This window comes from Pseudoalteromonas sp. CnMc7-15 (assembly GCF_022347925.1).
Lineage (GTDB): Bacteria > Pseudomonadota > Gammaproteobacteria > Enterobacterales > Alteromonadaceae > Pseudoalteromonas > Pseudoalteromonas ruthenica.
This window is the reverse complement of the sequence record NZ_JAKRFT010000001.1, coordinates 640,334-654,499: the sequence shown is the minus strand read 5'-3', so window position 1 is coordinate 654,499 and position 14,166 is coordinate 640,334. Positions and strand designations below refer to the sequence as shown.

Here is a 14,166-nt window from a genome sequence, read left to right as displayed (position 1 = left end):
AGCATGAGTCTCAATTATTTGGATTTCGAACTGCCAATTGCCGAATTGGAAGCGAAGATTGAAGAGTTACGCACAGTGAGTCGTGCTGGCGAACTAGATTTAGGGCTGGAAGAAGAAGTCAGCCGTTTAAAAGAGAAAAATGTCGAACTAACTGAAAAGATTTTCTCTGAGTTAGGCGCATGGCAAGTTTCGCAGTTAGCGCGTCACCCTTTGCGTCCTTATACGCGCGACTACATTGAACGTATTTTTACCGAATTTGATGAACTAGCGGGCGATCGTGCCTTCGCTAACGATCCTGCTATTCTCGGTGGTGTAGCCCGCTTAGACGGCGAACCAGTGATGGTGATCGGTCAGCAGAAGGGCCGTGATACGGCAGAGAAGATCAAACGCAATTTTGGCATGCCTAAACCGGAAGGGTATCGCAAAGCGCTGCGCCTAATGGAAATGGCCGAACGTTTCAAAATGCCTATATTCACCTTTATCGACACCCCTGGAGCCTATCCTGGTGTGGGTGCCGAGGAGCGCGGCCAAAGTGAAGCAATTGCTCGTAATTTGAAGGTCATGGCGGCATTAAAAGTGCCAACGGTATGTACCGTGATAGGTGAAGGTGGCTCGGGTGGTGCATTAGCCATTGGTGTTGGCGACCGGGTGAACATGTTGCAATACAGCACTTACTCAGTGATCTCCCCTGAAGGCTGCGCATCGATTCTATGGAAAAGTGCAGAAAAAGCGCCCTTGGCAGCCGAGGCTATGGGTGTGACCGCGCAGCGAGTGAAAGAGCTTGATCTCATCAATACCGTAATTGAAGAGCCTTTAGGCGGCGCTCATCGTAACTACGATGCCATGGCGAAAAGCCTTAAAGCACAGCTTAAGCGCGATTTAGCCGAGCTGCGTGAACATAGCGTTGACGAGATGCTTGATGCTCGCTATCAGCGCTTAATGAGCTTTGGTTACTGTTAAGCCATCGCTAGTAAGGCCGATATCTGTCGGCCTTTTTATTGCCTACCTATGCAAGATACCTTTTCCTCAGAGCTTGATGCTTTACTAAAATGTGCGCCAGACACAAAAGGATTGGCGGTGGCCCTAAGCGGTGGCCTCGATTCTATGGTGCTTTTAGAGTTGGCTTGGCGCTATGCTCAGCGTGAAAACCTAGCGCTGTGTGCTATTCACGTTCATCATAACTTGAGTGCTGATGCCGATCAGTGGTTAGACTTCTGTGCACAGCAGTGTGAGCAGCGTGAAATCGCGTTTTTCAGCGAGCATGTCCACATTGGCACACAAACACGTCGTGGTATTGAAGATAAAGCTCGGCAAGAGCGATATCAAGCACTTGATAGCTGTGCGCCAGCGGGTTATGTGTTGCTACTTGGTCAACACCGCGACGACCAAGTGGAAACCTTCTTTTTACGCCTTAAACGTGGTGCAGGGTTGAAAGGGCTTGGTGGCATGCAGGCGTTGAGCTATTGGCATCAACGGCCGCTATTACGGCCCCTGTTGGGTTTTTCTCGCGCCGAGCTTAACGATTATGCAGAGCGTCAGGGCCTGCTTCATATTCATGATGAATCAAACGACGATAACGGCTTTGATCGTAATTTTTTACGCAATCAAGCATTACCGCTGCTCAGTGCGCGTTTTAACGGTTTTTATAAAAAAGTCGCGCAGAGTATGGCAATCATACAACGCCAGCAGCGGTTGTTGGATGAAATTGCGCACGATGATATTGCCAATGCCCACGCCCAGAGCTCACTTAATCTAATATCACTACGTAAGCTCAGCGACGCGCGCTACCACAATGCGTTACGTTATTGGTTACACAGCCATGATGTGGTGATGCCCAGTGAAAAGCAACTACAGGACTTAGCTCAGCAGTTATCTTGCGCTCGCGCTGACAGTCAGATGCAAGTGCCATTGAAGCGTTTGCACGGCTTGTCATGTGTATTACGCCGATATCAAGACCATGCTTATTTGTGCACGGAGCAACCGAGCTTGGAAGCGCAGCGTTTAAGCACTGATTGTACGAGTGTGACGTTGAGTGATGGCACCGTACTGAGTGCTCAAGCAGGCGAAGGAGTGCGCCCTCTAGAAGGAGTAGAGCAGTTGAGCGTGCGCTTTGGACAGCTAAGTAGCGTAATTCGTCCTCATAATAAAGCGCACTCTAAGAAGTTGTCACAGTGGTTTAAAGCCCTGCAAGTGCCTCCGTGGCAGCGTCAACGCGTGCCGCTTATTTACTACGATGATGTCTTGGTGGCCGTGGTCGGCTATTTCTATAATTATGATTATTTCAGCAAAAACGGAGTGCAATGGCAGTGCAGCGAACGCCCCAAGTAGGTTTATCTTTAGTCAACAAAGCCCCTGCGGCACTAGCCGTTACTTTCACGTTATTAGTGGTGGCGCTGCTGCTGAGCACATTACATGTCAATGTATTGGCCTATGCAGGGTTTAGTGGCGTATTATGCGGTGCTTTGTTACTCGCTTACTGGCTAGGCAAGGGCGGCATGTTTTTCGTGCTCGGGATACTGGCACCGCTGGTGAGTGTTATTGCCATTGATATACCCAGCTTTACATCCTTGTTTCAGCTGATTTTGGCATTCTTCTCTGGGTTTTGGCTGCTATTGTGTGTATTTAAGTTAGTGCGCTCTAAAGCGTGACTGTTAGCCTCACCATAATGGGTATCGCGGCCTAAGTTCTTCGCTTGATATAAGGCTTTGTCGGCGCGGGCAAATAAACTCATACTAGAGTCTTTGGCCTCAGCCAAGGCATAACCAATACTGCTTGTCACACCATGACGAGCCATCAACGCATTGGCATGCACCGCCTTTTGCACTCGCTCGGCGACAACTTGGTTGGTATCAAAATCGTCGTCGTCAATCAGCACTGCGAACTCATCGCCGCCAAAACGAAAGACCGAGTCGGTACCGCGTACTGAACTTTTTAAGATCATGGCAAACTCTTGTAGAGTTTCATCGCCTACTTGGTGGCCCTGTTGGTCGTTAACCTGCTTAAAGTTATCTAAATCCAATAACATCAAGCTGAAAGGACGGTTCTGACGGCGGCAAACCTCGAGCTTCTTTTCCATGCCAATATTGAAGTCGCTGCGATTATTCAGCCCTGTTAATGGGTCGCGCGTGGCTAGGCGTAACACCCGATTGTAAGTGAGGGCATTGCGCAGTGGATAGCTGAGTATTTGGTGCCATTGTTTTAGCTGCGTACAAAGCTGATCGCTAAACGGGCTGTGGCTGTAGTACACCAGTTGCCCGAGATGCTCTTGTTCAACGTCAATATCGAAGCGGTTGGCGACACTGGTGTTGCGGCTGTTGCTCATTTCACTGACGCCCAAACTACTGTGTAATTGCAGGCCATCAAAACTGGCATAAGGCGCCACAAATTGCGCGAACGTATCAAGCAATACCACCACCTCCAGACTACGCTGAAGTTGCTGGGTTAACGCCACGACATTGACCGCAGATTGCGGGCGGCAAAACGATGCCGCTTGCTGCTGATCATGGCTTGATTGTGTATTGGCATAAGTCAAAATGTGGACATTATCCATCTATTGCACTCCCAGACTAAATTCGTAGTGTTTATAAGCGAAAAACATGCCAAATTTTTAAACTGGATATAAAACAAGCCCTTGCTATAGTTAATGGTAAAGTATTAGCCCAGAGTCAGGTCTTTGACGCCAAAGGAGTGCCATGCAACAGCTGTTTATTGAATTGATGGGTCTATTACTCAGTGCGGTGATCTTAGTGTGGATGTTTAAACGCCTTGGATTGCCGCCTATTTTAGCGTACTTAGCCACAGGGTTGTTGGCCGGACCGCATGGATTTGCCTGGCTTGCCAATGGCCATGAAATGCATGGTATCGCTGAGCTTGGCATTGTCTTTTTACTATTCAGTTTGGGTCTCGAATTCTCCCTGCCACGCTTGATTGCCATGCGTAATATCGTGTTTGGTGTTGGCTTACTGCAAGTGGTGCTCACTTCTGCGGTGTTTTTCTTGTTGTTGTGGGGTTTTGCGTTTGACGCGTTGAGCGCGTTTGCCATCGCAACGCTAATGGCGTTGTCCTCTACGGCGGTAGTGGTTAAATGCTTGAAGGACACCGGGCAGCTGCAGAAACGGCGCGGTCAACTCGCTGTTGGGGTGTTGCTGTTCCAAGATTTAGCCGTGGTACCGCTGCTTATTACCATCCCGTTACTGGCCAGTGATACTGAGCAATCATTAACCTATAGTTTGGCAATGGCTTTGGCTAAAGGGGCCGTTGTGTGCACCTTGCTGTGGGCCATCGGCAAATGGTGTTTGCCACGGATCTTCAATGAAGTGGCGCGAATGCGTAATGAAGAGCTGTTTGTATTAACCACTTTATTGGTGACGTTATTTGCCGGTGGGCTGACATACTGGTTCGGGTTATCCATGGCTTTAGGGGCTTTTTTAGCGGGAATGATGTTGGGTGAAAGCCAGTACCGGCACCAACTTGAAAGTGATATTCGGCCGTTCCGGGACATCCTTATGGGGCTCTTTTTTGTCACCGTGGGGATGCAGTTAGACCTGGCCTATGTATTAACGCATGCCCATATTATTCTCGCCGCGTTAGCGGTCTTGATGCTCAGTAAACTGGTGTTACTGGCTGGTATTGCGCAACTGATGGGAGAGCGCAAAAGCGATGCTTTAAGTGCAGGCCTGATGCTCTGTCAAATGGGGGAATTTGGCTTTGTATTGGTGGCTTTAGCTGGGAACCAGGGAATTTTTGCCGGTGAGTTGGCGTCGTTTCTCATCGCCTTAGGGGTGTTTTCCATGGCCATTACTCCTTATTTAATAGAGCACTCGCCTAAGTGGGTACATCATCTTTTTCGCGCCAGTACTGAAGCCCCCGAACGCATTGAGTGTGTTGATGAAAGCCTCAGTGAGCATGTGATAATCTGTGGCTACGGGCGAGTTGGACAAAATATCGGGCGTTTTCTTTCCAGTGAGGCGTTGCCTTTTGTTGCCATTGAACTGGACCCTTACCTGGTGCAACAAGGAAGAAATTCCGGTTACCATGCCATGTTTGGCGATGTCACGCAAAAAAGCATTCTTGAGCGCGCAGGAACGGCACAGGCGCGTTTGGTGGTAATTACCTTCACTGATCTTAGCAAGGTACAAATGGTCGCCGAGGTAGTGAAACAAGTCGCGCCGCAGGTGAATATCCTCGCGCGCATGCCCGATGATGCTCATCTTGATGAGTTAAAAGAAAGTGGCGTGTCAGAGGTCGTGCCTGAGTCGTTAGAAGCCAGCCTGATGTTGTCGTCTCATGTACTATTTATGAGCGGGGTGCCGATGAAACGCATTATTCGCCGGGTTAGCCAAGAGCGAGAAAACCGGTACTCCTTATTGCACAGTTATTATATTAGTGATGAGGCGCCACATCGCGATGAAAACACCGAGCGTTTAGAGTACTTGCACGTGTTTGCTTTGGCAGATAACGCCTATGCTGTGGGTAAAACCATCGCCGAGCTCAACCTGCAAGCACGGCGTGTGAGTATTGCCGCACTGCGCCGTCAAGGACGTGAGATAGAAGCGCCCAGTATTGAAACCAGTCTACAGGGGCATGACGTGCTGGTATTAAAGGGCAAACCACGGCGAGTAGAGCGTTGCGAGCGCTTTTTACTCAATGGCGGCAGTTAATCGAGACACAAAAACGCGCGCAGTTGCCCCAATTGCGCCAGCCCGTCCTGATAACCTAGCTCCATCAAGTGTTGGGTATAACGGCGTTCAAACAACAAGTAGCTCGGCAAGCTCGACTCACTGTAGCGTTTTACGCCGATACCACGTAGTAGGGTGCGAATGGCCAGCGGCATGTCATCGTAATACTCGCTACTAATGGCATTAAAGTTATGTGATGGGTTGATCACCATCGTATCGATATGCTTGAGCTCACGATGTTTATCTTTCGCGCTCAACAACCCCACCGTACGGTTAATGCGCTCAAGGCGCTCTAAATCACCATGCAGTGTGTCAGCAAACACGCTGTCCAACAGATGCCCCGCGATATGCGAAATGCCCGGGTAGTGCGGCGCATATTTACGATGTTCCTCTTTGGGCTGTTCAACACCGATAACAAAGATGCGCTCGGCACCAAGATGAATGGCGCTGGACAGGGGAGACATCTGGTGAATGGAACCATCACCATAGTATTGGTGTCGAATCTTTACGCTGGGAAAGACCACGGGAATAGCACTGGAGGCCATCAGGTGTTCTAAATGGATGCGAGCTTTGACACCCTGACGTTTGGCCCGCCGCCAGGGTTTGGCCTCATTGCTTTGATAGAAGGTAACGGAGTCACCGGTACTGTAGTTAGACGCAGTGACTGCTAACGCATCGAGCACACCACGGTGAATGTTACGGTCGATACGCTCCATAGGCAGCACTTCGGCTAATAACTGCCGCAGAGGGGCATTGTTGAATAAGCTCGCTGGGGCATGGTTGGCGTGCCCAGAGCGAAAGCTCGATAAAATATTTTTTATAAGGTGGCCAAATACATGCGCAAAGTCACTGCGATAAACATCGCTGGTGTGAAACTGCCCCCAGACTTGCTCAAGCTTGCGGCTCGCTAAATGAGCACACGAAGCCCAACATCCAAGCGCCACAGAGTTAATTGCTCCGGCAGAGGTGCCTGTGATCACTTTAAATGGCAGTGGCGCCGTTCTTGGAAGGCTTTGTGTTAGCGCTTTGAGGACACCTACTTGATAAGCGGCTCGCGCGCCGCCGCCGCTCAGTAGCAACGCTGTTCCAGCGCGACCGCAATTAGTTTGCTTTCGCATTGTATTTGCACTTAAATGGACACATAGTGTTAATGTAAAAGATTCTAAAATAAAAAGATATGCTCAACGGCGAGTATGCTCGCAGCAATTAGGGCAGATTACTTTTTGAAGATTGGCGATTTTGACTTTTTCATAACGGAGCCTTTATGAGTGAACAACCTACCGAACATGAGAGTAAACGCGGACCCAGCCGTAACAACATCATCCTAGCATTGGTGGTATTAGTGGTGCTGGCTGTGGTGGTAATTTTTGTCGTCAGCAAACAATCTCAACAGCCCTTACCACTTGAGGCTACCCCGGAGCCTGCGCAGTTGCCAGTGGAAGACAAACCCCAGCCTGTTGCAGAGCCCGAGCCTGAAAGTAAACCCCAAGCCGCGCCGGCAACCACAGACGTGAGCAACCCCGATGAGCAGCAACAGCGTCCACAGTCTCGTGAAGACGAGCAGCCCGAGCCGCAACCCGAGTTGCCGGCCTTGGACGATAGCGATGAGATGGTCAGCGCCAGCTTGCAACAATCACTGGCTCAATCCAGCGCTAATTTGCTGGTAAATGATGATTTGATCCGCCGCACAGTGGTGTTTGTCAATAATCTCGCCGAGGGGCGTGTGGCCACAAACCACTCGCCAGTGGAAAAACTCGAGCAGCCTTTCACCGTGGAAGAGGGCGATGTGCTGACGATGGATCCGCAGAGCTTTGAGCGCTATGACCCGTATGTTGGTATTTTGACCTCGATGAATACCGATCAGTTAGTGGCACTGTATGAACAATATGAACCACTGATTGAACAGGCCTATGGTGAAGTTGGCGACCCTAACAGTAGTTTTGAGGCACGCTTAAAGCAGTCGATTGACTTGCTTTTAGAGACACCCGAAATGACTACTCAGGTCCCCTTGTTACGAGATTCAGTCACCTACAAGTATGCTTATTCCGAATGGGAGAATTTACCTCCCGCTCAGAAGCAGCTATTACGCATGGGGCCAGAGAATGTTGAGAAGGTAAAAGCGGTGTTGAAGAAGCTGCGCGCAGAATTGGATTAATTCAACTTTCGTGAAAAAAAGGGGCCATCGGGCCCCTTTATTATTACTAATTGGCGGTGATCGATAAATTTACACCCGTGGCGCTATTATAGCCGTACAAATCAATGTACCAAGTTCCACTTTGCGGGTTACTAATGGTACAGGTTTCATTGTTACCATTTTTGTATGGACGGCATTGCCATTGCGACTGACTCGACGGTGAGCCAAGGTTTAAATACAGATCGGCATCGCCGCTACCGCCGGATATACTCACCTGTAATTGCGAATAGCCGCTAGTAAGAGGCTGCTCAAAGCGTTGCCATTGAGAAGACGCGACAGAAATCGGCCCTTCGCTACGATTAATGGGAGTTGGACCGGTTGAACCTGTTTGATACTCACCGACCAGATTGACACCGGAAATGGCATTCCAGGCCTCAACCATCACGTAGTAAGTTCCTGTTTGTGGTGCGCTAAAGCTACAGCTTTCGGTGCTTGATGCCGTGGTGCTTTTACAATCATAGCTATTGAGTGTCGGTGGCGTGCCAAATTGCACGTATAAATCAGCATCACCGCTGCCACCATAGGTATTAAAGTTAAGATCAGTGGCATCGCTGGGTACATCCATGGTGTAAAGTAGCTGTTCCTTAGCGCCAGCGCTAAGGCCAGACTCAACCACACCATTAGTGAGCTCGTTATCACTCGGTGGTGGCGGCGCAGAGCCAGCGCTTTTCGCAAGCTCAGCGAGATAAACACTGGCCAAGCGTGCAAAATTGATGGCATGACTGGCATCAAACTGGTCATCACTACTGGTGTGAATTCGGTAGTTGATATCACTCATTTTTGATTCAAACGGCATCGAGGCGGCAAAGCCTTGGTTATGCCAAGAGGCATGATCCGAGCATCCGTAACCACATTGATCATAGCCAATAACCAGGTCACTAAGATAAGTGCTGGCAAGGTTTGCCATAAATTGATTCTGGCCGCTATTGGTATAGTCGGTCATCAATACAATATCTTCAGCTGAGCCGTTATTACCGGTCATATCAAACTGCGCCATACCCACCACATTGATGCCTTGGCTTTTGTATTCGCTAGCTATAGCGCCGGAGCCTCTGAGTCCCACTTCTTCGGCCGCAAAACCCATAATTTTGATGGTACGTTTAGGCTTAAAGTCACTGTCGACGACCGCTCGCAGCGTTTCGGTTAATACAGCAATGCCGCTGGCATTATCATCAGCTCCTGGTGCACGACCTTGGCTGGGTGATGATTGGTTAATCGAGTCTAAGTGACCACCAATGATCACCACTTCATCACTTAACTCTTGTCCGGCGATTGTCACCACCACTGAGTCTTGAGCCCAGCTATGGTTGTAACTTTGCACGGTGATGTCGCTGCGACTACTGGCGATTTGTTGCCAGTGGGTGCGTAACCAATCTGCTGCATCAACACCGCTTTGTTGTGAATAATAACGGTTATGAAATGCTGCTAGGGTACTTACGGTGTTATCTAGACGAGTGGTGCTCAGCTCAGCCAGCAGCGCCTGGGCTGCAGCGGGGTTATCGATGCTGTAATTAACAGTGGCAACTGTTTGCGTGTTATTGACTTGAGCCTGTTGCAAGTAGGCTTTCGCCGCTTGCTCAGATTCATGATAAATAAAGCCGCCACAGCGTTTATACTCATGGTGCATAAAATCGCTTAGCCGATGTATATGCTTAGGATCTATAGCGATAACATCAACTGCTGTGCCAGCGATTGATTGCGTTGCAGCGCTTTGCCACTGTGTTTTTTGCTGTTTTTGATAGTGCGCCATGGCATGGGCCTCGACCGTGATCCATGCCTTTTCCGGTGCCGCTAAGGCGCTGTTCGTAGCGCAAGCAAGCGCCGCACCGATGGCGAGGTAAGAATATTTCATAAGCTGGGTCCTTAAATGAAAAAGGGGCCAGTAGCTGGCCCCTACTCAGGGAGAATGATTTAGTCTGCTTGGATGGTTAGGGTGACACCACTTGCTGCGCTGTAGCCACGTAAATCCATATGCCATGTACCTGCTTGCGGATTGCTAAAGGTACAGGTCTCTGAGTTGCCATTGCGATATGGACGACAATCCCAGTCGCTGGTGGTTGATTGCGAACCAAAGTTGACATACAGATCGGCATCGCCGCTACCACCGCTAATGGTTACCGTGAGGTTACTGTAGCCACTGCCAATGTCTTGGCTAAAACGAGCCCAGCCGCCTTGGTTAACACTGATGTTGCTCTCGGTGCGATCAATCGGCGTTGGCCCCGTGCTACCATCGTCATAGTTACCTTCTAAGGTCACATTACTGATTTGGTTCCACGCTTCGACCATGACATAGTACTCACCGCCTTGAATAGGACTAATTGCACATGACTCAGTACTGGTTGATGACGTGCTGTTACAATCGTAATCGTTAAGCGTTGGACGTGAACCGTATTTCACGTATAAATCAGCATCACCTGAACCACCTGAGGTGTTAAAGGTAAGGTTCGTAGCACCTGCGGGCACATTCATAACGAAGAACATTTGCTCTTTCGCCGCACCGGAAATACCTGTGCGAGGCACGCCGTTGGTGATTTCTTCGTCAGGTGTTGGCGGAGTTGAACCACAGTCACTACCCGCGCTTAGGCTTGATGTTACCCCTACGGCCGCGAGGGCTGCTTTAACATCATTTGGCTCATAACCAAGATCGCACGCGGCATCCATCACACCGTTACCTGCTAAGTCCCAGTTAGTGCTCGCTGTCCAATAAAGCTGGTTAGCACGTGCCATGGTCTTAAAGGCCTTTTGTGTATCCCAGCCGCTGGTGGTTGCCAACAAATAGAAGGCCTTGTTGTACACCCCTGAACTGTAATGCACATCCATGCCTGAGTAGTAATCTGATTGATTACCAATGGAGCGGCCGTCTTGTGGAGGATTAGCCATGTAACGTAACGCACCATTACCTTTGAAGATTTGCTCACCGACGAGCCAATCATTACTACCCAGCATGTAAGCTTCCGCAGCTTCACCGGCCATATCGGAGAACGCTTCATTTAAGCCGCCTGATTTACCAGAATAAACCAATCCGGAGTTTTGCTCGGTAAAGCCGTGGCTGACTTCGTGTGCAGACACATCGAGGCTAACTAATGGGTAAAAGGTTGTGGCGCCATCACCGAAGGTCATCGCTTGGCCATCCCAAAACGCATTTTCATAGTTATTGCCATAGTGCACGCGCATACGCAATTGGAATGACAATGGCGCAGTACCGACCCAATCGTTGTACATGTTAAACACTACGTTGCCAAAGTAATGGGCATCATTTAGAGGTGAATAGGCGCCATTCACTTGCTGGTAGGTATTTTCTGGGCAGGTAAAGCTGTACGCTGTTGACCCGCTTGTGCCATTGTTGAGGTTAATGGTGCGCACATTGGCGTTTTCCATGGTACAAGTGCTGCCAGATTGGCTCACATCCAAATAGCCGTAGTCGGTTCCGTAATTGTATTGTCCGGTTTTCTGGTTGCCGCCTGGGCCGGTGGCATCAGCATGTTGTAAATTGTCGAATTGATGCAATACATTACCGCTTTTGGCGTCGATAATCATGTAGGGACGCGACGGGGTATCACCATAACTGTTGTAGGTCACCTCATAAGCAAGGTGCGCTTTGTTCGCATCGTCTAACCAAATGACTAAGCGAGATTGCTCATTCTCGATGGCAGGCGCTGCTTTGCCTTGATGCATTTTACGATGCATGGCGCGCACTAGTTTGCCCACTTGCTTCTTACTTACCTTGGCGTTTACCGAGGGGACGTCGGCAGCGATGTTATTGACCACGGCGCCATGGGCACGAATAAGCTGATCATCTTTGTTGTAAGTTAGAATGGCATGATCGCCGATAACAGGAATGCCTTTGTGCATTTGCTGATAGCGAAACGTTTTATCGCCGTTTTGACTGTTGTACTGCTTAACAACACTGATACCATCCTGAGTATCAAGGCCGAGTACCGTTGCAGCAGGGGAGGCTGAAACGGCAGTCGACTTTGCCATCATAATATCTTTAATTTGATTTTGTTCACTTAGGTAGGTTTTTTGCGCCGCAATACTCGTTGCGGGCAAAATTGCTGCCAGTGACACGGCTATTGATAAGGTTGATAGCATAAATCCTTGAGGTTTATTCATTGTTTGCTCCCGATTAGTTTTCCCGAATGGGTGGTGCTGAGCACCGCTAATACTCGTTTGATCCTGCAAACTTCTCCAAAGCGAGCGATTCTAATCTAGTAAAAATGGGTACTAATGTAAAATAAAAGTAAAAATTATTAATTTAAAATTAAATAAATATTAAATTTATCCAGGTTGCTCAATGCCTTGACGAGTAATTTAATGTGTAAAAACGTAATCATGGTTAAAATGTGTACACTTTTGTTTCCAAAATGTGTAAGTGAAAGGTTATTGCTTCATCTTGGTTTAGCGAGTTATAAAAGTGGAGCAGGGCCAAAATCATGCGTATTACTGCGAAATGGTCAGTTACTAGGCAGTTGGTAGTAAATAGTAGGATTTTCCTTGAATCCCAGTAGTAAAGTCGCGATAATCCCTCCTGCGCCCAACGAAGGCCCTCAATGGTAGCCTTATTGGTCCTCTCGCAACACTAGCAGGTGAATCTGGTCAGGCCCGGAAGGGAGCAGCCACAGCGTGTGACGTGTGTGCCGAGATGTGGCTGGTAAGGCTGCCACCCAAATTTCCCCCCTTGTTGTTTGAAGTATAAGTTGACGAATTTGAAGTTAAAGTTGACATAAATTTGAACAATAAGTTGTCATAGCCAATTTTTAGTCAGTGCGCTAGAAAGCAGCTATTACCGACGCAAAACCAAGTACTCTAGAGTTAAAACCCTTTTTAAATTCGCCAGTCAAAAGATCAAGGCGACCTGTCTCGTAGAGTCGGCATTAGAGTTCGATGCTTGTTTCCACTTCGAATATTCCCCAGTGATTGTCGCATTCGAGGCTCAGCCTCTAGGCTTTAAATAAGACTATGTGAACTGCCGAGTAGGCAGCTGAAATTAGGCCAGGAAGCAATCAATCACAATATGTTACTTTTAACTGCTGAAAAGGCAGGGCTAGACATCATAAACCCCTGAAAATACGGGGGAACTTCTTTTGTTCAAAAGGTAATCTGAGGTATATCTACTCGTATGGAGTCAGGTTAGGAACTTTCTTATTAATAGTGTTCGAATATTTGGATTGGCAATGTTATCACTAACAGCCGTTACCTGCCCCAAAACAAGCTAGAAAATTTTGCTCAAAGGACTAACAACACGGTTTGCGCCTTGCTGTAAAACATGCGTATATATTTGCGTTGTCTTCACATCGGAATGACCCAGTTGAGCTTGCACGGTTCTAATATCTGCACCACTTTGTAGTAAATGAGTAGCAAATGAATGTCTAAAAGTGTGGGGCGTTATAGGTTTTATTATTTGTGCTTTTTTGGCGGCCTCTTTAACCGCTTTACGCACACCTGTTTGATGAAAATGATGTCGGCGAATCTCGCCAGTTTCAGGATCAGCACTTAACTTATATGAGGGAAATAGATACTGCCAAGCAATTGACTTATTGGCGCTAGGATATTTTCTTGCTAGTGCCTTTGGCATCCATACACCAGCGTATTGTTCATTCTGGGAATCTAATTTTAAGTATTCATCAGCCTGAGCTATTTGATTTCTTAGCAAAGGTATAAGTTCTGTGGCGAGTGTAACCACCCGATGTTTATTCCCTTTACCATTCCAGATCCGAATGCACTTGTAGTCAAAGTCAATATCCTGAACTCGTAGTTGAACAGCTTCCATTACACGTAAGCCGCTACCATACATTAAACCTGAAATTAAATAATATCGTTTACTTAAAAACGACATGAGGAGTTTAACCTCCTCGGGGGTCATAACAATTGGTAACTTAGATTGGCGCTTGCTTCTAACAAACGTTAGATTCGGACACAATTCCTGTTTAATTATTTGCTTATACAAAAAAGATAACGCATTTAACGCTGTCGCTTGTGTTTTAGGCGACACATTCCGTTTAAGTACAAGGTAGTCGAGATATTCGACAACCTCGTTATTGCCCATTGAAGCTGGGTGACGTTTATCATGATAATGAATATAGGAAGAAATCCACTTAAGATATGTATCAACGGTTCTAAGTGAATATTGCTTAGTCAACATCAACTCGGCGATGTGATTTAAAAATGGTGAACGAGTTCTCATTGAGCTAGCTCCAACAAGTATCTGTATATATGTACAGTATTATTGTGTTTCTCCTATAGTCAAGAAAACGACCCAATCGCTCGATATTAAATTGTTATATTCAAAGGAAG

General features: G+C 47.9%; 10 protein-coding genes and 1 other RNA gene. 6 read left to right on the top strand and 5 right to left on the bottom strand.

Annotated elements, in window-relative coordinates; genetic code table 11:
- Nucleotides 1–3: 3 nt before the first annotated feature.
- Genes accA through MHM95_RS02980 form a run of 3 tightly spaced genes read left to right on the top strand, consistent with a single transcriptional unit; the run spans nucleotide 4 to nucleotide 2,648 of the window.
- A complete protein-coding gene (accA, locus tag MHM95_RS02990) occupies nucleotides 4–960 on the top strand; it encodes an acetyl-CoA carboxylase carboxyl transferase subunit alpha (protein WP_022946673.1) in 957 nt (318 codons plus the stop codon).
- Nucleotides 961–1,008: 48 nt separating this feature from the next.
- Nucleotides 1,009–2,328 carry a tRNA lysidine(34) synthetase TilS gene (gene tilS / locus MHM95_RS02985; RefSeq protein ID WP_239384177.1) on the top strand — a complete coding sequence of 440 codons (1,320 nt, stop codon included), beginning with the start codon at nucleotides 1,009–1,011 and terminating at the stop codon, nucleotides 2,326–2,328.
- The gene (locus MHM95_RS02980; protein ID WP_152440916.1) at nucleotides 2,301–2,648 is read left to right on the top strand and encodes a hypothetical protein; all 348 of its coding nucleotides are present in this window, start codon (nucleotides 2,301–2,303) and stop codon (nucleotides 2,646–2,648) included. The genes tilS and MHM95_RS02980 overlap by 28 nt, the downstream gene beginning before the upstream one ends.
- Here the strand turns inward: MHM95_RS02980 and MHM95_RS02975 are convergent.
- Nucleotides 2,573–3,550, bottom strand: coding sequence for a GGDEF domain-containing protein (locus MHM95_RS02975; protein WP_022946671.1), 978 nt, complete (start codon nucleotides 3,548–3,550; stop codon nucleotides 2,573–2,575). The two genes, MHM95_RS02980 and MHM95_RS02975, sit on opposite strands and share 76 nt — an antisense overlap.
- A gap of 142 nt (nucleotides 3,551–3,692) precedes the next feature.
- Between MHM95_RS02975 and MHM95_RS02970 the strand changes: the two genes are divergently transcribed.
- Entirely contained in the window at nucleotides 3,693–5,660 is a 1,968-nt protein-coding gene (locus MHM95_RS02970) for a monovalent cation:proton antiporter-2 (CPA2) family protein (RefSeq protein WP_235418849.1), read from the top strand.
- Here MHM95_RS02970 and MHM95_RS02965 read toward each other — a convergent pair.
- On the bottom strand, nucleotides 5,657–6,796 hold the full coding sequence (locus tag MHM95_RS02965) for a patatin-like phospholipase family protein (protein WP_130149057.1): 1,140 nt from the start codon (nucleotides 6,794–6,796) through the stop codon (nucleotides 5,657–5,659). The two genes, MHM95_RS02970 and MHM95_RS02965, sit on opposite strands and share 4 nt — an antisense overlap.
- Before the next feature lie 146 nt (nucleotides 6,797–6,942).
- On the opposite strand from MHM95_RS02965, the gene MHM95_RS02960 reads away from it, so the two are divergent.
- Nucleotides 6,943–7,833 carry a DUF3014 domain-containing protein gene (locus MHM95_RS02960; protein ID WP_239384176.1) on the top strand — a complete coding sequence of 297 codons (891 nt, stop codon included), beginning with the start codon at nucleotides 6,943–6,945 and terminating at the stop codon, nucleotides 7,831–7,833.
- A 46-nt stretch (nucleotides 7,834–7,879) separates the two neighbouring features.
- Here MHM95_RS02960 and MHM95_RS02955 read toward each other — a convergent pair whose 3' ends face one another.
- A complete protein-coding gene (locus MHM95_RS02955) occupies nucleotides 7,880–9,724 on the bottom strand; it encodes a M20/M25/M40 family metallo-hydrolase (protein ID WP_239384175.1) in 1,845 nt (614 codons plus the stop codon).
- Between the two features lie 59 nt (nucleotides 9,725–9,783).
- Entirely contained in the window at nucleotides 9,784–11,964 is a 2,181-nt protein-coding gene (locus MHM95_RS02950; RefSeq protein ID WP_239384281.1) for a M4 family metallopeptidase, read from the bottom strand.
- Between the two features lie 468 nt (nucleotides 11,965–12,432).
- On the opposite strand from MHM95_RS02950, the gene ffs reads away from it, so the two are divergent.
- Nucleotides 12,433–12,529, top strand: an RNA gene (gene ffs / locus MHM95_RS02945) — signal recognition particle sRNA small type.
- Between the two features lie 555 nt (nucleotides 12,530–13,084).
- Here ffs and MHM95_RS02940 read toward each other — a convergent pair.
- Nucleotides 13,085–14,056, bottom strand: coding sequence for an integron integrase (locus MHM95_RS02940; protein ID WP_239384174.1), 972 nt, complete (start codon nucleotides 14,054–14,056; stop codon nucleotides 13,085–13,087).
- Between the last annotated feature and the right edge of the window lie 110 nt (nucleotides 14,057–14,166).